The organism is Blautia sp. An81 (assembly GCF_002161285.1).
GTDB classification, from domain to species: Bacteria; Bacillota; Clostridia; order Lachnospirales; family Lachnospiraceae; genus Blautia; species Blautia ornithocaccae.
This window is the reverse complement of the sequence record NZ_NFHH01000004.1, coordinates 65,072-83,406: the sequence shown is the minus strand read 5'-3', so window position 1 is coordinate 83,406 and position 18,335 is coordinate 65,072. Positions and strand designations below refer to the sequence as shown.

Annotated in this window: 14 protein-coding genes and 1 other annotated feature; of the genes, 3 read left to right on the top strand and 11 right to left on the bottom strand. The window is 45.5% G+C overall.

Annotated features, from left to right (window positions below):
• Nucleotides 1-100 precede the first annotated feature (100 nt).
• Nucleotides 101-1,201: a pyridoxal phosphate-dependent aminotransferase gene (locus B5G33_RS05290; protein WP_087416944.1), complete on the top strand. Its 1,101-nt coding sequence runs from the start codon at nucleotides 101-103 to the stop codon at nucleotides 1,199-1,201.
• Between the two features lie 751 nt (nucleotides 1,202-1,952).
• Here the strand turns inward: B5G33_RS05290 and B5G33_RS05285 are convergent.
• From B5G33_RS05285 to B5G33_RS05265, 5 genes are all read right to left on the bottom strand, one after another.
• Nucleotides 1,953-2,822 carry a phosphoribosylaminoimidazolesuccinocarboxamide synthase gene (locus tag B5G33_RS05285; RefSeq protein ID WP_087270056.1) on the bottom strand — a complete coding sequence of 290 codons (870 nt, stop codon included), beginning with the start codon at nucleotides 2,820-2,822 and terminating at the stop codon, nucleotides 1,953-1,955.
• 158 nt (nucleotides 2,823-2,980) lie between these two features.
• Complete coding sequence (locus B5G33_RS05280; RefSeq protein ID WP_087416943.1) at nucleotides 2,981-7,540, bottom strand: PolC-type DNA polymerase III; 4,560 nt, start codon at nucleotides 7,538-7,540, stop codon at nucleotides 2,981-2,983.
• 19 nt (nucleotides 7,541-7,559) lie between these two features.
• On the bottom strand, nucleotides 7,560-8,612 hold the full coding sequence (gene ispG / locus B5G33_RS05275; RefSeq protein ID WP_087270174.1) for a flavodoxin-dependent (E)-4-hydroxy-3-methylbut-2-enyl-diphosphate synthase: 1,053 nt from the start codon (nucleotides 8,610-8,612) through the stop codon (nucleotides 7,560-7,562).
• Nucleotides 8,613-8,696: 84 nt separating this feature from the next.
• Nucleotides 8,697-9,839 carry a toxic anion resistance protein gene (locus B5G33_RS05270; RefSeq protein ID WP_087416942.1) on the bottom strand — a complete coding sequence of 381 codons (1,143 nt, stop codon included), beginning with the start codon at nucleotides 9,837-9,839 and terminating at the stop codon, nucleotides 8,697-8,699.
• 6 nt (nucleotides 9,840-9,845) lie between these two features.
• Nucleotides 9,846-11,114 (bottom strand): 5-bromo-4-chloroindolyl phosphate hydrolysis family protein, encoded by a 1,269-nt coding sequence (locus tag B5G33_RS05265; protein ID WP_087270047.1) that lies wholly within the window; start codon nucleotides 11,112-11,114, stop codon nucleotides 9,846-9,848.
• 195 nt (nucleotides 11,115-11,309) lie between these two features.
• On the opposite strand from B5G33_RS05265, the gene B5G33_RS05260 reads away from it, so the two are divergent.
• Nucleotides 11,310-12,335 carry a branched-chain amino acid aminotransferase gene (locus B5G33_RS05260; protein ID WP_087416941.1) on the top strand — a complete coding sequence of 342 codons (1,026 nt, stop codon included), beginning with the start codon at nucleotides 11,310-11,312 and terminating at the stop codon, nucleotides 12,333-12,335.
• A 68-nt stretch (nucleotides 12,336-12,403) separates the two neighbouring features.
• On the opposite strand, the gene B5G33_RS05255 is transcribed toward B5G33_RS05260, so the two are convergent.
• The 3 genes from B5G33_RS05255 to B5G33_RS05245 all read right to left on the bottom strand — a co-directional run bounded on the left by B5G33_RS05255 (nucleotide 12,404) and on the right by B5G33_RS05245 (nucleotide 15,249).
• Nucleotides 12,404-12,895: a dihydrofolate reductase gene (locus tag B5G33_RS05255; protein ID WP_087416940.1), complete on the bottom strand. Its 492-nt coding sequence runs from the start codon at nucleotides 12,893-12,895 to the stop codon at nucleotides 12,404-12,406.
• A gap of 66 nt (nucleotides 12,896-12,961) precedes the next feature.
• On the bottom strand, nucleotides 12,962-13,813 hold the full coding sequence (gene thyA / locus B5G33_RS05250; RefSeq protein WP_087416939.1) for a thymidylate synthase: 852 nt from the start codon (nucleotides 13,811-13,813) through the stop codon (nucleotides 12,962-12,964).
• An 83-nt stretch (nucleotides 13,814-13,896) separates the two neighbouring features.
• Nucleotides 13,897-15,249 (bottom strand): sodium-dependent transporter, encoded by a 1,353-nt coding sequence (locus tag B5G33_RS05245; protein ID WP_087417023.1) that lies wholly within the window; start codon nucleotides 15,247-15,249, stop codon nucleotides 13,897-13,899.
• A gap of 86 nt (nucleotides 15,250-15,335) precedes the next feature.
• Nucleotides 15,336-15,591, bottom strand: a binding site (T-box leader).
• A 194-nt stretch (nucleotides 15,592-15,785) separates the two neighbouring features.
• On the opposite strand from B5G33_RS05245, the gene B5G33_RS05235 reads away from it, so the two are divergent.
• A complete protein-coding gene (locus B5G33_RS05235) occupies nucleotides 15,786-16,274 on the top strand; it encodes a VanZ family protein (protein WP_087416937.1) in 489 nt (162 codons plus the stop codon).
• Nucleotides 16,275-16,418: 144 nt separating this feature from the next.
• On the opposite strand, the gene B5G33_RS05230 is transcribed toward B5G33_RS05235, so the two are convergent.
• The 3 genes from B5G33_RS05230 to B5G33_RS05220 all read right to left on the bottom strand — a co-directional run bounded on the left by B5G33_RS05230 (nucleotide 16,419) and on the right by B5G33_RS05220 (nucleotide 18,297).
• Complete coding sequence (locus B5G33_RS05230) at nucleotides 16,419-17,333, bottom strand: alpha/beta hydrolase (protein WP_087270035.1); 915 nt, start codon at nucleotides 17,331-17,333, stop codon at nucleotides 16,419-16,421.
• 95 nt (nucleotides 17,334-17,428) lie between these two features.
• Nucleotides 17,429-17,815 carry a 4Fe-4S binding protein gene (locus B5G33_RS05225; protein WP_087270032.1) on the bottom strand — a complete coding sequence of 129 codons (387 nt, stop codon included), beginning with the start codon at nucleotides 17,813-17,815 and terminating at the stop codon, nucleotides 17,429-17,431.
• 143 nt (nucleotides 17,816-17,958) lie between these two features.
• Entirely contained in the window at nucleotides 17,959-18,297 is a 339-nt protein-coding gene (locus tag B5G33_RS05220) for a cyclic-di-AMP receptor (protein ID WP_087270029.1), read from the bottom strand.
• Nucleotides 18,298-18,335: the final 38 nt, after the last annotated feature.

The following is an 18,335-nucleotide window of genomic DNA, read 5'->3' as shown; positions in this document are numbered from 1 at the left end:
CGCAATATTCTGCTACTATGGATTATACACTACAAAGGTCTGCCGTGCAACTCGAATACACGACATGGCTCTTGGAAAAACCTTGCAGGGAGGCGCTATCATGCTGAAACATAAAGACCATTTCCACGGCAGCGACCTGGAAAAAATCGAAGAAATATACCATATAAAGAAAGAAGATATTACCAGTTTTTCCGCCAATGTGAATCCCCTGGGGATCTCCCCTCTTCTTCGGGATACCCTGGCGAAACATGTAGATGCCATTACCAGCTACCCGGACCGGGAGTACACTCAGCTTCGGAAAAGTATCTGCGCCTATACCGGGGCAAACTTTGAAAACATCATCGTGGGCAACGGCTCCACAGAACTGATCTCCCTTTTTATCCAGACGACTCATCCTAAAAAAGCCCTGATCCTGGGACCTACCTATTCAGAATATGAGCGGGAGATTTCTCTGGAAGGGGGACATACTCTCTACTATCCTCTGAAAGAAGAAAATAATTTCCAGATGGATGTGGAGGATTTCTGCAGACAGCTCAATGACAGCCTGGATTTGCTGGTGCTGTGCAATCCCAACAACCCCACTTCCACCGCTGTTGCCAGAAAAGACATGCGGAAGATCCTGGACTGCGCCCTCCAGCATGGAATCTCTGTAATGGTGGACGAGACCTACGAGGAATTTACTCCTGAAGGAAGCAAGATTTCCTCAATCCCTCTCACCAACAACTATAACAATCTTATTGTCCTTCGTGGGATCTCCAAATTTTTCGCCGCTCCCGGCCTGCGGCTGGGCTATGCGGTAACAGGAAACCCGGATCTTCTGAAGTATATCAATACCAAGAAAAATCCCTGGACCATCAACAGTCTGGCGGAAATCGCCGGCTGCATTATGTTCTCAGATAAAGATTATATTGATAAGACTAAAGCACTCATTACCGAGGAGCGTCAGCGGATGTATGAGACTCTGTCCTCCTGGAAAACTGTGAAAGTCTACCCCTCCTGCACCAACTTTCTCCTGGTCAGGATTCTCCGGGAAGATGTAACTTCCGATATGATCTTCGACCACTGTATCCGTAAAGGACTGATGATCCGGGACTGTGCAACTTTCCCATTCCTGGATTCCTCTTATATCCGGTTCTGCGTCATGAGCCCGGAGAAAAATGATGAACTGCTGGAAGCCTTTCGGGAGGTTTTAGGGGAATAGATATCTTTTAAAAAATCTGAGAAAGTAGTTTCTCATCCAATTTGCAATTACAATAAATGCGTTTTCCGGGTTTTTATAGTATAAGGGTATATTGCAAAGAAAAAGCACATATGCTATAATGCCAATAGGCAAAAGTGATGAAAGCCCAAGCCCATATGGCAAAATGAAAACCCTGGAGATGGCGGTCTCCAGGGTTTTCTATTCCGTTTTGGCAGGGTGGCTTATGCCCTAGGCTGGTTGCTTTTACCTCTTATCTCTGTCCAGCCATTTGCAGATGAGGTGGCAAGCCACACCTGCCGTAACAGAGATAATAAAAGTGATGAAAAAATCTCCCATATGACAACCCTCCTTCCTGTGCCAATATAGGAGGGGCAACGGTGTCATTATAGCATAAGCTGGAAAATAAGTACAATATGTATTTCATAAATAAGATAATAGGAGAAATTTTAATGAAAAGAATCTGTTTCGCATATGATATACTCTTTGCGAACAGCGGCATGCTACGGCCTGTTTTGCGGAGCTGAGCGGCCAGGATTTCTTTTGATTTAAAGACTCCCCATCCCTCATAATGGAAGAATGACTCTGGTGTTTCTTTGGGGACGGTATAAAAACCGCCGCAGGGCAGATCCTGGCATACGCTCAGAATAAAGCAGCTACCATATCCTTCTATGTAAGAACCCCCCGAAGGCCTATGGCCTTCGAGGGGTTCCATCTCTGCATTTTTAATTTTTATTGAAAGCACTTTTTCTCTTTAGAATTTCTCGCCGGAAAGCAGTTCGTAAGCTTCTACATACTTATCTACTGTCTTTTCAATCACATCATCTGGCAGTAAGAAATCGCTGTCCGGATGTGCCTTCAGCCAGTCACGAACATACTGCTTATCAAAGGAAGGCTGTCCCTGTCCCGGCTTGTAGCCTTCCAGAGGCCAGAATCTGGAGCTGTCCGGTGTCAGCATTTCATCGCCCAGAACTACTTCTCCATTCTCATTTAAACCAAACTCAAATTTAGTATCTGCAATGATAATGTTCTTTGTAAGAGCGTATTCTGCGCATTTTTTATATAATGCAAGAGTATAATCACGGATTTTTTCTGCATACTCTCTTCCTTTTCCCGGATAAGATTTCTCCAGGATTTCTACAGTAGCCTCAAAGGAAACATTCTCGTCATGGTCTCCCAGCTCAGCCTTTGTACTTGGTGTGTAGATAGGCTCCGGCAGCTTGTCTGATTCCTGCAGACCTTCCGGCAGCTTGATTCCGCAGACAGTGCCGTCTTTCTGATAGCTGGCCCAGCCGCTTCCTGTAATATAACCTCTTACGATACATTCGATAGGAAGCATTTCCAGCTTCTTGCACATCATCACATGTCCTTCAAACTCCGGTTTCTGGAAGAATTCCGGCATGTCTTTTACATCTGTGGAAATCATATGGTTCGGAACGATATCCTTTGTAAAGTCAAACCAGAATTTGGACATTTTTGTAAGGACCACGCCCTTGTTTGTAATGGTGTTCTTCAGAATATAGTCAAATGCGGAAATTCTGTCTGTTGCATAGATTACCAGATTTTCTCCGATATCAAAGACCTGACGAACTTTTCCTTCTTTAAATGGTTTGTACTCCTGCATATTATTCACCTTTCTTTATGATTTATTTTTTACCCCTACTATTGTACCAAATTTCTCGAAAAAGGGAATAGAAAAGCGAAAAAAAGTGGATTTTCTTACATAAAGGATCTCCAATACCCACTTTTCTCGCATTGCTCTCTCTGATAGCTGCTGAAAATTTATTGGAAATCAAATAATGACAACTGATTGGACTTGGGCAGGTTCCCGAAAAGGCCCAGGTCGTTCATCAGATCTATGGTAGAAGCCGTCACCTTTGTCCTGTTCCGGAAGTCATCCAGGGACAGGAAGGGTCCCTCCTCTGCTGCAGCCACCACGGCGTCTGCCGCCCTATCTCCCAGTCCCTCTATGGTATCCAGAGCGGGCATAAGTTTTCCCTCTATGATCTGGAAGGTGTGGGCGTTTGCCTTGTAAATATCAATAGGCATAAACTCAAAACCTCTGGCATACATTTCCTGGACATTTTTCATATCCTTATAAGTATCCTGTTCCTTTTTGCTGAGGGTATCTTTTCTCTTCTCATAGTCATCCATGAAATATTCCAGCTTTTCCTTTCCCTGGCACATCAGCTCATAGGAAAAGGCAGTGGCCCGGATACTGAAATAGGCCGCATAGTAAGCCAGCGGATAGAAAATCTTGCAGTAAGCGATCCTCCACCCCATCATAACATAAGCCGCCGCATGGGCTTTTGGGAACATATACTTAATCTTCTTACAGGAACCAATATACCAGTCCGGGACTCCGTGATTTTTCATTTCTTCTTCCCATTCCGGCTTCAGTCCTTTTCCTTTACGGACACTTTCCATAATGGTAAATGCCAGACCATGCTCCAGCCCCTTGTTGATCAGATAGATCATAATATCGTCTCGAGTACAGATACAGGTGGCAATGGTCGCTGTCCCGGATTTGATCAGATCCTGGGCATTTCCCAGCCATACGTCCGTACCATGGGAAAGTCCTGAAATACGGACCAGATCCGAGAAAGAAGTAGGCTTTGCGTCAATTAACATCTGCATGGCAAATTCTGTTCCAAACTCTGGAATTCCCAGGCAGCCAAGAGGGCAGCCACGGATATCCTCCGGGGTGATTCCAAGGGCGTCTGTATTCTTAAACAGGGACATAACCTCCTTGGAATCCAGGGGTATTTCCCTGGCATTGATCCCTGTCAGGTCCTCCAGCATACGGATCATGGTTGGATCATCGTGTCCCAGAATATCCAGCTTCAGCAGGTTGGAATCAATGGAATGGTAATCAAAATGGGTGGTGATAATGTCGCTGTTCATATCGTTGGCCGGATGCTGCACCGGGGTAAATTCTTCAATGTCCCATCCAATGGGAAGAACGATAATACCGCCTGGGTGCTGGCCTGTGGTCCGGCGCACACCTGTGCAGCCCTGGACAATACGGTTGATCTCGCAGTACCGCTTTCTCTGTCCCCGTTCTTCATAGTAATTCTTTACATATCCGAAAGCTGTTTTCTCCGCCAGGGTGCCGATGGTTCCGGCCTTAAAAGTCTGTCCTGCGCCGAAAATAACCTCTACATAGCGGTGGGCTTTTCCCTGGTAATCGCCGGAGAAATTCAGGTCGATATCCGGCTCCTTGTCTCCCTTAAATCCCAGGAAAGTCTCAAAGGGAATGTCAAATCCCTCTTTCTTTAAAGGCTGTCCGCACACGGGACAGTTTTTATCCGGCATATCACATCCTGCTCTTCCTGAGTAGGCCCGGACTTCCTCGGAATCAAAATCTGCGTAGTGGCAGTTGGGACAGTAGTAATGGGGACTTAGAGGATTTACCTCTGTGATTCCCGACATAGTAGCCGCAAAAGAGGATCCTACTGAACCTCTGGACCCTACAAGATAACCGTCACTGTTGCTCTTCCACACCAGCTTCTGTGCGATCATATACATAACTGCATAGCCGTTGGAGATAATGGAATTCAACTCTCTCTCCAGACGCTCTTCAACCACCTTGGGAAGGTTTTCCCCATAAATCTCATGAGCTTTATTGTAGCAGATTTCTCTGAGCATATTGTCGGAGTTCTCGATAACCGGCGGGCATTTTCCCTTATGGATAGGGGATATTTTCTCCACCATATCTGCAATCTTATTGGTATTGGTAATAACGATTTCTTCTGCCTTTTCTCTTCCCAGATAAGAAAATTCCTCCAGCATTTCCTCTGTGGTCCGCAGGTATAGCGGAGCCTGCTGGTCCGCATCGTCAAAGCCCTTTCCTGCCATGATGATACGACGGTATACCTCGTCTTCCGGATCCAGGAAATGGACGTCACAGGTAGCCACTACCGGCTTATTAAAAGACTCTCCCAGCTTCACAATCTTCCGGTTGATTTCCTGAAGGTCTTCCTCTGTCTGAATATCATCACGGTCCGGATCCCGGAGCATAAAGGCGTTGTTTCCAATGGGCTGGATTTCCAGATAATCATAGAAATTTACGATTCTGGCAATCTCAGCATCTGGTCTGCCGTTTAATACAGCCTGGTAAAGTTCTCCCGCCTCACAGGCTGAACCAATCATCAGCCCCTCCTGGTATTTCAGGTACAGGCTCTTGGGCACTCTTGGCCTCCGGTTGTAGTAGATCAGGTGGGAATCCGATACCAGATGATAAAGATTTACCCTTCCTATATCATTTTTCGCCAGGATAATAGCATGATATGTAGGCATTTTCTGGATAGTGTGGACAGACACTGCCCCTTTCTCGTTGAGCTGGTCCAGATTAAAAATGTCTCTCTCCTCACACATTTTAATAAATTTCACAAAAATCTCTGCCGTACACTCGGCGTCATCTACTGCCCGGTGATGGTTCTGCAGAGATACACCCACAGCTTTTGCCACTGTATCCAGCTTAAACCGGTTCAACTGTGGAAGGAGGAATCGGGCCATTCCCACAGTATCCACAATGGTATCATCTCTGTCAATTCCCAGGTCTTCATAATTCTTTTTGATAAAACTCATATCAAAACCGGCATTGTGGGCCACCATCACTGCCCCCTGGCAGAACTGTTCAAATTCCGGCAGTACCTTGTCGATAGTGGACGCGTCCTGTACCATACTGTCATTGATGCTGGTAAGCTGCTGGATCCGGAAAGGAATGGGAATCTGTGGATTCACAAACTGAGAAAACCGGTCTGTGATTTTTCCATCCTCCACCCGGACAGCGCCGATCTCTATGATTTTATCTTTCATGGCAGAAAAACCCGTGGTCTCTATATCAAAGACCACATAGGTTCCTTGAAGGGACTGGCCCTGGCTGTTGTCTACGATTCCTTTCAGATCGTCTACCAGATAAGCCTCCATGCCATAGATCACCTTAAAATCTGAATCCTGAGGAACCACACCTCCCCAGGCGTCGAAACAGTGGTTGGCCTCCGGAAAGGCCTGGACCACACCATGGTCTGTAATGGCAATGGCCTTATGGCCCCACTCGTAAGCTCTTTTGATGATTGCTTTTGCATCGGACACTCCGTCCATATCGCTCATCTTGGTATGACAGTGGAGCTCTACTCTTTTCTCCGGGCTGTTATCTGTCCGGCTGTTCTCAAAACTGGGGATTTTCTTGATCCCCACTACAGAACCAATGGTCAGTTCACTGTCGTACCGGTCAATAGTAGTGACTCCCTTCAGTTTAATAAAAGCCTTGGCCTTGATCCCTTCCAGGATTTCTCCTACCTGGTCATTTCTGGCAAACATTTTCACAGTAATAGAGTCGCTGAAATCCGTAATGGAAAAGATGATAATGGTCTTTTCGTTCCGGATTTCTCTGGTCTCCAGTGTCATGATCTGTCCCCGGACACAGACTTCTCCCATCTCCGTCTGGATATTTTCCAAGGGAATAGCCTCGTCTTCAAAGTCCCTTCCGTAGAGCACGTCGGGATTGTCGGAACGCTTTACGCTCCTCTTAAAGTCAGAGAAACTCCGGTCTCCTCTGGCTCTTCCTTTATCACCTTTAAAGGATTTCCCGGATTTTCCTTCCTTTTCCTGCTTCCCGTTTTTCTCTGTCTTCTTTGTTCCATCTCCGGAACTTTCTTTTTTCTCTCCAGTTTTATTCTCTGTCCCTGCAGCCTCCTGTTTCTCCCTGATATCCTCTCCTTCAGCCTCCATGGAGTCTTCTTCCTGATGCTTTCCGAAAGAGGACATCTCTATAATATGAGCCGCCTCCTGCTGAAGCTGGAGCTCACTGTTTTTCCGAACCTTGCTTTCTTTGGCTTCCTGGTACTCTGCCTCCACCTTCAAAGAAAAGGCGCAGCGCTCGCAAAAGACCTTTTCTATGTACTGGATAAGCTCATTCTCTTTGCTTTTTGCCAGCACATTGGATTCAAGGACCATGTGCATGGTATCTGTCTGGGGAAACGTAATAACAGCATTCCGGAACATATTAAATACCAGAATGCTGTAATGTTTCAGTTCCAGCGCCATGGAAGAGCGGTACGCATCCAGAAAGATTTCCGGCGTATACTGACTGGAGAGGTCAAACCTCTCCAGGATTTTCACTTTCATAGGCACCCCTGGAAAACATTGGGATGCAATGGTATGCTCCAGGGTGTAAATATATTTCTTATGAATCCACTGCCTGCTGCGGATATAAATCCGGACATGATCCCTTTTCTGGTTAATGGAAACTTTCGTTACCACTACTTCCTCCAGGAGAGCCCGCAGCTCTCCCACAAGCTCCAGATTCCGGAACACCTCCAGAAATGCTTTCTCCATGAAGCAATGCCTCCTTTGTTTACTTCCAATTCTCCAGTTCCTGACGGAGCACCTGCAAAAGCTGATCCTCAGGTACCTTTCTGACGATTTCTCCCTTCTTGATCAGAAGGCCCTCGCCTTTGCCGCCTGCAATGCCGATGTCTGCCTCTTTGGCTTCTCCCGGACCGTTTACCACACAGCCCATGACCGCCACCTTAATATCCAGAGGGAACTCCTGTACCATGGTCTCTACCTGATTTGCCAGTCCGATAAGATCGATCTGGGTCCGTCCGCAGGTAGGACAGGACACTACTTCCACCCCGCCCTTTCTCAAGTTCAGAGTCTTCAGGATCCTCTTGGCAGACTTAATCTCCTCCACAGGATCTCCCGTAAGAGATACCCGGATGGTATCTCCGATTCCCTGGTAAAGGATAATCCCCAGTCCCACGGCAGACTTGATATTTCCGGAATAAAGAGTCCCGGCTTCTGTGATTCCCACATGAAGAGGATAGCTGGTCTGCTCTGCCAGAAGTTCATGGGCTTTTACGCACATCATCACATCTGAAGATTTGATACTGATCACCAGGTTGTCATACCCCAGGTCTTCAATGATCTTCACCTTATCAAGGGCGCTTTCCACCAGTCCTTCTGCCGTAACCCCGTCATATTTTTTTACCAGTTCCTTTTCCAGAGAACCGCTGTTGACCCCTACCCGTATGGGAATATTTCTCTCCCTGGCAGTGTCCACTACCGCCTTGATCTTTTCTTTTCCCCCGATATTTCCCGGGTTGATCCGAATCTTATCGGCGCCGTTTTCCATAGCCGCTATAGCCATCTTGTAATCAAAATGGATATCTGCCACCAGGGGGATATGGATCTGTTTTTTTATCTCTTTTACAGCTCTGGCCGCCTCTATGGTAGGCACCGTACAGCGGATAATCTCACATCCAGCCGCCTCCAGGGCCAGGATCTGTTTTACGGTTCCTTCTATATCTTCCGTCTTGGTATTGGTCATAGACTGGATCAGAATAGGATTTCCTCCTCCGATCTTCCTGTCTCCGATCTGCACCACTCTGGTATGATCACGATACATGTCCTTTTCCTCCATTCCCATGAAAGCTTATATTTCATATTTCCAGAATATTGGGGAACTCCTGTCCGTTCAAAATTCTGTCCCTTATTTCTGTATCTGCAGAAGTTTTTCCTTTAATTCACCCTCCAGACGATAGATCTCCGCCTCTGCAGCTCTTCTCTTCTCTCGTCCTTCCTTCTGGATATTCATCACTTCATCAAAGGTGCTGATAAGGGATTCGTTAGTCTTTTTCAGTGTTTCAATATCCACAATTCCTCTCTCTGACTCTCTGGCAGCTTCCACTGTAGCAAGCTTGAGAGTCTCTGCATTTTTCTGAAGAAGGGCATTAGTCATATCTGTTACTTCACGCTGAGCTTTTGCCGCTTCTGTGGAATGGGCGATTCCCAGAGCTATGACCATCTGGCTCTTCCACAGAGGAATGGTATTCACAATGGTAGACTGAATCTTCTCTGCCATCTGGGTATCGTTCCCTTGAACCAGACGGATCTGAGGAGCTGTCTGAATACAGATCATCCTGGTCAGCTCCAGGTCATGAATTTTTTTCTCAAAACGAGTGCACATGGAGTCCAGATCCTTAGCCGCCTGGGCATCCTCCGGCAGATTGGTCATCTGTGCTTTGTTTACAAGCTGGGGCAGTTCTGTAGTACGGATCTCCTCCAGTTTCTTCTTTCCTGCCAGGATATACATGGAAAGCTCTTTGAAATAATTCAGGTTCAGGGCATACATTTTATCCATGGTAGCCGCATCCTTCATAAGCTGAATCTGATGTTTCTCCAGGACCTCCACGATTTTACTGATGTTGGTCTCTGCCTTGGCATATTTATTCTTCATGGACTCCAGCTTATCGGTTCCTCTTTTAAAGAATCCTATAATACCTTTCCGTTCTTCTTCAGCATCAAAGCTTTTCAGCTCGGTGACCACATTTTCCAGCAGATCTCCCACCTCGCCTAAATCCTTGGTCCGAACCTTATCCAGCGCTTCCTCGGAAAAGTCCGCCATCTTCTTCTGGGTTCCTGCTCCGTACTGAAGGATTGCCGCAGAATTACGGATATCGATCTGCTTGGAAAAATCATCTACCATCTTTCTCTCTTCCGGAGAAAGAATACTGTCATCCATTTCAGGAGCCTTAGGCTCTTCTTTTTTCATCTCTGCCACAGGAGCCTCCTCTTTCAGAGGTTCAAATGTCAGTGTAGGCGTCACCGTAAAATCTTTTAATTCATCACTCATGGCTATTTATCCTTTCTTATTAAAATCATCGTCTCCTGTAAGGCCTTCCTGGGCCAGCATGGTCTTCAACACTGAAATATCTGTAGATACATCCCATGCAGTGTCCTTATAAAAACTGTCCAGAAGATTCTCAAAGGCTGTATTAATAGTATCCAGGGTATTTTCAATCTCCTGCTTTGCCGTCTTGATATTTTCACCCTCTACATCCTGTTTATCCAGCTCCTCGTAGGCTTTCAGGAGCTTCATAGTAGTGGGGAGATAATAGTCCATAAATTTATGCAGGTCATCAATGAGCTCCGGATGCTGCTCTACTCTCTGGAAGATCCTGCGGATCACATTTTCCAGATGGTACATTTTATTGGAAACCTCGATTCCTGGAATAGCGTCGTTGCTTCTCCGGATTTCTTCGATATAACGATCTCCCTCTTCAATGACTTTCTTCACTTCTTCTGAGAGCTTTTTCCTGGGGTCTGCGGCCTCCTGCTCCTTCATCTGCTGAGCGTTTTTCTCCGCTGCAAGATATTGGTCATAAGCATCATCACTGGCAATCAGGCAGGTCTCCCCCTTATCCAGGTGGCCTTCCAGAAACATCTGCTTTTTGATCATTTTCTTCAGATCTTTCCGTACAAAATTTTCTGATTTTCTGACGCCTTTGGCCAGTTCTTTAATGGTTCCATAAGGTTTTCCGTTCAGGGTCTTTACATAAGAACGGAATCTTTTTATCTTCTTTCTCAGATGATTGCCGCAAATGGCCATGATAAGGCTGATAGCCATAGCCGGGAGAAAAATCATCAGAACTGTGCCCATCTTTGCCGCCAGGGGGCCAATAAAAATAGAAGCAATCCCAAGAGATGCCACAGTTATCCCAAACATAAGCGTAAGGGCAATTCCCAGAGTAGTAAACAAGATCCCCATAGCTCTGGCCCATCCCGTATTTACAAAAAGGGCAAATTCTTCTCTGGCCTCTTTCATCCTTCTGGATGAACTGTCATATTTTTCATAAGAATGGCTTCTTCCAAAGGGACGGTAACTGTATTTTGTACTGTACCCGTTACCCGGTCCATAGGGCTGGCCGCCGGGATTTTGAGAATAGTTCCCATAGTTTCCCATTCCCCGCCGTCCCGCATTTTTTAGGCTGTCCGCCACATTTCCAAGAGCATTCTCCAGTGTCACGCCCAGGTCCCGGTTCAGTCTCCCGAAGTCTCCTGTATCTATTGCATGCTGTACAATATCCTTTACTTCCCGTCCTAGATTGTTCCAGTCATTTCCAGCCATAATTTCACTTCCTGATCTTAGATTTTCGCCCCGAAAGGCTGCTTTTACTTTTGATTATATATGAAAGAATATAAAAAAGCAACGGAACTTCTCTTGCAATTCACACATTAAAGTTTTATAATGATAAAAACTTAATTTACTATATCTATAAATAATACATACCGCAATCTGGCGGCAGGAATGGAGGAACCTAAAATGGAAAAAAAGAACATTGACTGGTCAAATCTGGGCTTTGCTTATATGAAGACCGATTACCGTTATGTATCTAATTTTAAAGATGGAGCCTGGGATGATGGTGTTTTAACACAGGATGATATGGTAACCATCAGCGAGTGCGCAGGAGTGCTCCAGTATTCTCAGTCTGTCTTTGAAGGATTAAAAGCCTACACCACAGAGGACGGACGTATTGTGACCTTCCGTCCTGACTTAAACGCAGAGCGTATGGTAAATTCCGCAAAGAGACTGGAAATGCCCGTATTCCCCGCAGACCGTTTCGTAGACGCTGTGGTTCAGACTGTAAAAGCAAATGCAGCTTATGTGCCTCCTTACGGATCAGGAGCCACTTTATATATCCGTCCTTATATGTTCGGAAGCAATCCTGTGATCGGCGTTAAACCTGCAGATGAATACCAGTTCCGTGTATTTACCACACCGGTAGGCCCTTACTTCAAAGGCGGGGCAAAACCCATTACCATCCGTGTCTGTGATTTTGACCGGGCTGCTCCTCACGGAACCGGACATATCAAAGCAGGACTGAACTACGCCATGAGCCTTCATGCTATCGTAGACGCTCACAACCAGGGCTTTGATGAAAACATGTATCTGGACGCTGCCACCAGAACAAAGGTAGAAGAAACCGGCGGCGCCAACTTTATCTTTATCACCAAAGACAACAAGCTGGTAACACCAAAATCCAACAGTATCCTGCCTTCTATCACCCGCCGTTCTCTGGAATATGTAGCTGAGAAATACCTGGGAATGGAAGTAGAAGAAAGAGAAGTCTTCTTTGAAGAAGTACCGGAATTTGCAGAATGCGGTCTGTGCGGAACTGCCGCCGTTATCTCTCCTGTAGGAAAGATTGTAGACCACGGAAAAGACATCTGCTTCCCAAGCGGTATGGAAGCTATGGGACCTGTTACCCAGAAGCTGTACGATACCCTGACCGGCATCCAGATGGGAAGGATCGAAGCACCGGAAGGCTGGATCAAAGTGATTGAGTAAACATTTCTTTTGACGTAAAAACAGGGGCTGCGGCCCCTGTTTTTAATAATTGCCTGATATACAGGCTCTTATTCTTTCTTTTCATAAGTTACAAAAGCATACTCCAGATTAAAATAGGTCTGTTCTTCACTTTCCTCTGTAATCTTCCACTCTTCCATTTCATCCAGATTTGGGAAGAAAGTATCTGCCTGGTAGGCAAAATCAATCTTGGTCACATGAGCCTTGCTGCAGTAGGGAAGCATCTGGCGGTAAACGCTGTCGCCGCCGATCACATATACATCTTCCGCAGGATATTTGCCGGCTTCTTCCAGAGCTTCTTCCACGCTGTGGACCACCACAGCGTCTTTCACCTTATAATCTTTATTTCCTGTCAGAACAATATTGACTCTGTTTTTCAGCGGCAGTCCGTTCGGAAAACTCTCCAGAGTTTTTCTTCCCATGATCACTACCTTTCCTGTAGTAGTTGTCCTGAAAAACTTCATATCTGCGGGAATGCTCACCAGCAGTTTGTTATCTTTTCCGATTTCCCAGTTGGAATCCACAGCTACAATTAAATTCATGTCTGTTTTCTCCTGTTCTCTGTTCCATATTGCTGTATTCTCAGCAGTCTTTTTCAAAAAACATACTTACACCGCAATCGGTATATTTTTAATCTGAGGCCCTGCCTGATAATTTTCCACGATCAGATCTGCTGTAGTAAAGTCGTAGAAGTTTTTAATCTCAGGGTTCAGGTAAACCTTTGGAGCAGGATAGGTCTCTCTGCTGATCAGTTCCTCGATTACCGGCACATGCCTGTCATAAATGTGGGCGTCGGCGATCACATGGACCAGTTCTCCGGGAATCATGTCATTAACCTGAGCCACCATCATAAGCAGGATAGCATACTGGCACACATTCCAGTTATTGGCCGCCAGCACGTCCTGAGAACGCTGATTCAGCACTCCGTTCAGGACCAGTCTGTCCTGATCTTTATCCTTGGTCACATTATAGGTCATACTGTAACAGCATGGGTCAAGGGCGCCGCTGTGAAGATATTCAAACTGATACAGATTGGTCATGATCCTCCTGCTGTAAGGATTCTCCTTCAGCTGCTTCAGCACATAATCCATCTGGTCTACTTCTTCCCCTTTGTAGAGGAATTTTCGTCTCACCACATCTCCGTAGCAGGTACCGATAGAGCCATCTTCGTCTGCCCAGGCATCCCAGATATGGGCATTTAAATCGTGGATATTGTTGGATTTTCTCTGATAGATCCAGAGGATCTCGTCCATACAGGTTTTCAGCCCTGTCTTCCGCAGAGTCAAAGCTGGAAACTCTTTTCTCAGGTCATAACGATTCACCACACCAAAACGTTTGATGGTATAGGCTGCCTCTCCGGTATCCTCCCAATGAGGCCGTACCTTCTCTCCTTTTGTATCTGTACCATTATCCAGAATATCCCGGCACATATCAATAAACAGTTTGTCTGCCAAACTCATAGGCTTCTCCTCTCTAACATCATTTTATCCCTTAATAAGATTTTCTGCCTACTATCATATCATAAAATTTCAGGAAAAGCACATTAAAATATATCCAGAACGCCGCTGGAAGTAACGAAAATGATCCCAATAAGAACAGGAACAACATATTTTACCAGAGCAGACCACACCGGTGCCAGCTTGAAGGCAGCTTTTCCATTGTTTGTAATTTCTTTCACTGCATTCTTGGTCTTCCATACCCAGCCAATGAACACGCAGGCCAGAATAGCTCCGATAGGCAGGGAAACATTGGAAACCAGATGGTCAGCCAGGTCAAAAAATCCTTTTCCTGCAATCTTTATATCACTCCAGAGGCCAAAACTGAGAGCACTGGGAACTCCTGCAATAGAAATCAAGATTCCAGAAATTACCGATGCTTTTATCCTGGAAACCTTAAAGGTATTCATGGCAAAAGATACCACTACTTCCAGATAAGCAATACTTGTGGTAGCTGCTGCAAACAGCACCAGGATAAAGAAGATCACACCAAAGATCTGACCTCCCGGCATTTCACCAAACACTGTAGGAAGGGTCTGGAACATCAGGCTTGGACCGCTTTCCGGATCAAATCCGAAGGCAAAAACAGCAGGAAGGATAGCGAATCCTGCCAGCATTGCTACCAGAGTATCACACCCTGCAATACAGCAGGCGCTGTTGACAATCTTCTGGTCTTTTCCCAGGTAAGCGCCGTAAGTAATCGTAGCTCCTGTTCCCAGAGACAGAGAGAAGAACACCTGTCCCAAAGCTCCCAGAAAGGCTCCCGGTGTCAGCTTGGAAAAATCTGGTTTCAGGAAAAACTCAATACCGGCTCCTGCTCCGGGAAGGGTACAAGAACGAATAGCAACAACGATAATACACACCAGAAGAAGGGGCATCATAATCTTACATGCCTTTTCAATTCCCTTTTGAACCCCTCTGGCAACGATCAGCACAGTAAGAACCATAAATATCAGATAATAAATGATCTGACTTTCTGTATTGGCGGTAAAATCTGCAAAAAAGGCTGCTCCGTCTTTGGATGTATTTGCCCCAGATGCAAAAATATACCGGATTACCCAGCCACCTAATACTGCATAATAAGACAGACCGATAAAACTTGTGACCACTGCCAGGATACCTACACCGCCCCATTTTGGATTCAGAGCTTTATAGCTTCCGAAAGCATCTTTTCCTCCGGCCCGGCCAATAGTAACTTCTGCAATGATCATGGGGATTCCCACCAGAACAATACAGATCAGATAAATCAGAACAAAGGCTCCTCCTCCGTTCTCCCCTACCAGCATAGGAAACCTCCATAAATTTCCCATACCTACGGCGGAACCTGCCGCTGCCATGATAAAGCCCAGACTTCCGGACCACTTGGCCTCCCCAGTTTTTTTCTTTTCTTGTTTGTCCATTTCTTTTCCTCCTTTTCGGCAGCAGGGTTCTTCGCCTGTAGGAACAAAAAAGCCCCCGCCCTTATATCTGAAAGACATCTTTCAAACATAAGGGCGAGGGCATATGCCTCACGGTACCACCTTACTTTATCTCCGCCTTGCGGCAAAGACCTCTGCGGGTACGGGAATCTTCCTTATACCCTGGCGCTGTAATGGGCGCTCCCATCGCAGCCTGTGGAGAATTATCCCCAGTCGGTGCGAGGCTCCGAGACCATCTTCCATTTACTTCCCCGTGCTTCCTTTCACCTGCCGAAGCTCTCTGTAACGTACCTGTAAATGTACTCTTCTCTTCACTGCCGTTGTCTTTTTCTCTGGTACACAGTATAAATCTCTGAATAGATATTGTCAATTCATTCCTGACTTCTTTTGAATTCTTTACATTTTCTACAAAAAATGTTACTCTTTCTTAGTAAATCTATCTATCGGCATTTTCATTGCTGCACAAAAAGAGTTCTGGATTTTTGTATAATCTCTCTCTTGCAGCAGAAAGGAAGCGTATGAAAAAATTTATCATCTATCTTTTAAAGCCTTTTTCCTTTCTCCCTGCCCTTCTGGTCATGTATATGATTTTCTCTTTTTCCAGCCAGACGGGAGTGGATTCTGGAAATCTCAGCTATAAAGTCAGCTACGGTATTGTTTCTGTTGCAGACCGGATCCTTGAAAAAAATCTTTCAGAGACGGACAAAGAATACTATGCTGGCCAAATCGAACTTCCAGTACGAAAGCTGGCCCATATGACAGAATACTGTATTCTGGCCATATGCATTTCTTTTCCTTTGTATGTGTATGGTCTGAGAGGCTTCTGGCTTTTTATTTTCGCCGGACTCTTCTGCGTGGCATTTGCCTGTACAGATGAATTCCACCAGTCCTTCGTGGCCGGACGGGGTCCTTCCAAAACAGACGTGGCCATTGACAGTATGGGCGCTCTTTTCGGTATTATTCTGGTCCAGCTCTTCTGTCACGGATTTACGGGGCCGTCGCATTAAGCAAAATCGAGAATATTTATACATTTTATTGCTCAGCCTGTGCCGCTTTGAGCCTATAGTCTCAAAGCTATGCTCGGCAAATTCGCATAAAATGTATAAATATTCCTAACATATGACTAATGCGACAGTCTCGTTTTAGAAATTTCATTTGTTCAGATAAGATACAATATTTTTGTAAACTGTCTCTTTTCCTGTCTCGTTAAGGATTTCATGACGCATATCCGGATACATCTTTCCGGTTACTTTTCTATATCCTACTGTTTGCAGAAACTGAAGCTGTTTTACAAACCGTCTTCCCCCTCCTATGCATGGATCCTTCTCTCCTCCCAGAAAAAGAACAGGCAGATCAGGATTTCTCATCTTCCATCCTTTCCTGCTGTAGGTTTCTTTTAAGAGAAGAAACAGACTCTGGAAACCGTCGGCAGTAAAGATAAATCCACAGTATTCTGAATCATCATAATCCTTTACTACTTCTTTATCTGAGCAGATCCATGCCGAACTGGTACCCTCTCCTGGAAATTTAGCGGCATAGGGACCAAAGGCAAGAACCTGCAGCTCTTTGCTCCGGTATCTCCCTCCCCTGAACTTCTTCTGGATTCCAGCCAGCGCCAGTCCCATATCTACTCCAGGGTTTGCACTGGGAGGCCCTGTCAGTATTAGCTTTTTCAGTTCTCCGTCGTATTCCTTGAGATACGTCCTGGCTGCAAGAGAACCCATACTGTGCCCCAGCATATAAACAGGGGTTCCTGGAAAATGTTCTTTTATCCAGCAGGTTACCTGGTGAAGATCTTCCACAATTCCCTTATCTCTGCCGCCATACGTATATCCCAGGTCCTCTTTTTCCTTTACGCTTTTCCCATGACCTCTGTGATCATGGATCACTGCTGCGAATCCCTTTTCTGCCAGATATTCCATAAACGGCAGATACCTTTCTTTATTCTCACACATTCCATGGGAAATCTGGAGAACACCTTTTACTTCGCCTTCCGGTTTTGTCCATAACAGCGACAGTCTCAATCCGTCAAACCAGGACCAAAGCCATTCTGCCTTCTTCTCCATAACTTTTCACCCCACACTTTCCTTTCTAAAAAAATTCAGGAGCATACCATTCCCTGAGAGAATATGGCATGCTCCTATGTATTCTTTTGCTGAAATTACGCTTCTACAATCTCCAGAACGTCTGCTGGACAGGCTTTTGCACAGATACCGCAGGCGATGCATTTGCTGCTCACCGGTGATTCCTCTGCCTTTACCATAACGCCGAATGGACAGGCCTCTACGCACTTGCCGCAGCCTGTACATTTTTTCTTGTTTACCATATACACACCTTTTGCATTCTGTGTGATGGCTTCTTCTGGACAGGCTTTTGCACACTTGCCGCACTGTACACAGACCATAGGCTTGGCATCGCCGTTTTTGTCCACGATCTGAATACAGGATTTGTCCGGATCAAATTCCTTATAAAAGCTTGTGGAACAGGCTCTTACACATTCCAGACAGGCCATACATTTTGCACCCTTTACTACTTTCAGTTTCTTCATAGAAAATCCTCCGTTTTCCTTAGTATTCAAGACTTATGCAGCGCACAGTCTCACAGATTAGTCTGTCAGATAATTCTATCATTTCAGAAAGATTTTCTCAAGGTGCATTTGGAAAATCTGCCGGTTTCCCAGAGATATTTTTTCTATAATTTCAGGAACTGTTCCACGTTTACCACAAAGACCGTAGCGCCCCCCACTTCAACGCTTACCGGAGGTGCCGTATACCCCAGTACCGGACCTTTTGAGCCTGAAGAATAAGATGGGTTGATCATAACTTCCTGTCTCCTGGAGCACTCCTCCTTGATCACATTTATAACAAAGTCTACTTTATCATCCTCTGTACCGATCATAAGTGTAGCATTTCCCTTTCTCAGAAAACCTCCGGTACTGGAAAGTTTCGTTACGCTGATTTTTTCTTTATTCAAACGTTCTATTACAAAACCTTCGTCTTCCTTCCGCACAATCGCAAAAATCATTTTCATCGCCAAGTAACCTCCTTCTCAACGGATTTCCCCGCCTT

Coding starts and splice junctions, on each gene's coding strand:
- B5G33_RS05290 (WP_087416944.1), top strand. CDS start 101: ATGCTGAAACATAAAGACCATTTCCACGGCAGCGACCTGGAAAAAATC.
- B5G33_RS05280 (WP_087416943.1), bottom strand. CDS start 7,540: ATGGAGAAAGCATTTCTGGAGGTGTTCCGGAATCTGGAGCTTGTGGGA.
- B5G33_RS05255 (WP_087416940.1), bottom strand. CDS start 12,895: ATGAATTTAATTGTAGCTGTGGATTCCAACTGGGAAATCGGAAAAGAT.
- ispG (WP_087270174.1), bottom strand. CDS start 8,612: ATGTATCGTGATCATACCAGAGTGGTGCAGATCGGAGACAGGAAGATC.
- B5G33_RS05225 (WP_087270032.1), bottom strand. CDS start 17,815: ATGAAGAAACTGAAAGTAGTAAAGGGTGCAAAATGTATGGCCTGTCTG.
- B5G33_RS05270 (WP_087416942.1), bottom strand. CDS start 9,839: ATGAGTGATGAATTAAAAGATTTTACGGTGACGCCTACACTGACATTT.
- B5G33_RS05285 (WP_087270056.1), bottom strand. CDS start 2,822: ATGCAGGAGTACAAACCATTTAAAGAAGGAAAAGTTCGTCAGGTCTTT.
- B5G33_RS05265 (WP_087270047.1), bottom strand. CDS start 11,114: ATGGCTGGAAATGACTGGAACAATCTAGGACGGGAAGTAAAGGATATT.
- thyA (WP_087416939.1), bottom strand. CDS start 13,813: ATGAGTTTGGCAGACAAACTGTTTATTGATATGTGCCGGGATATTCTG.
- B5G33_RS05220 (WP_087270029.1), bottom strand. CDS start 18,297: ATGAAAATGATTTTTGCGATTGTGCGGAAGGAAGACGAAGGTTTTGTA.
- B5G33_RS05235 (WP_087416937.1), top strand. CDS start 15,786: ATGAAAAAATTTATCATCTATCTTTTAAAGCCTTTTTCCTTTCTCCCT.
- B5G33_RS05230 (WP_087270035.1), bottom strand. CDS start 17,333: ATGGAGAAGAAGGCAGAATGGCTTTGGTCCTGGTTTGACGGATTGAGA.
- B5G33_RS05245 (WP_087417023.1), bottom strand. CDS start 15,249: ATGGACAAACAAGAAAAGAAAAAAACTGGGGAGGCCAAGTGGTCCGGA.
- B5G33_RS05260 (WP_087416941.1), top strand. CDS start 11,310: ATGGAAAAAAAGAACATTGACTGGTCAAATCTGGGCTTTGCTTATATG.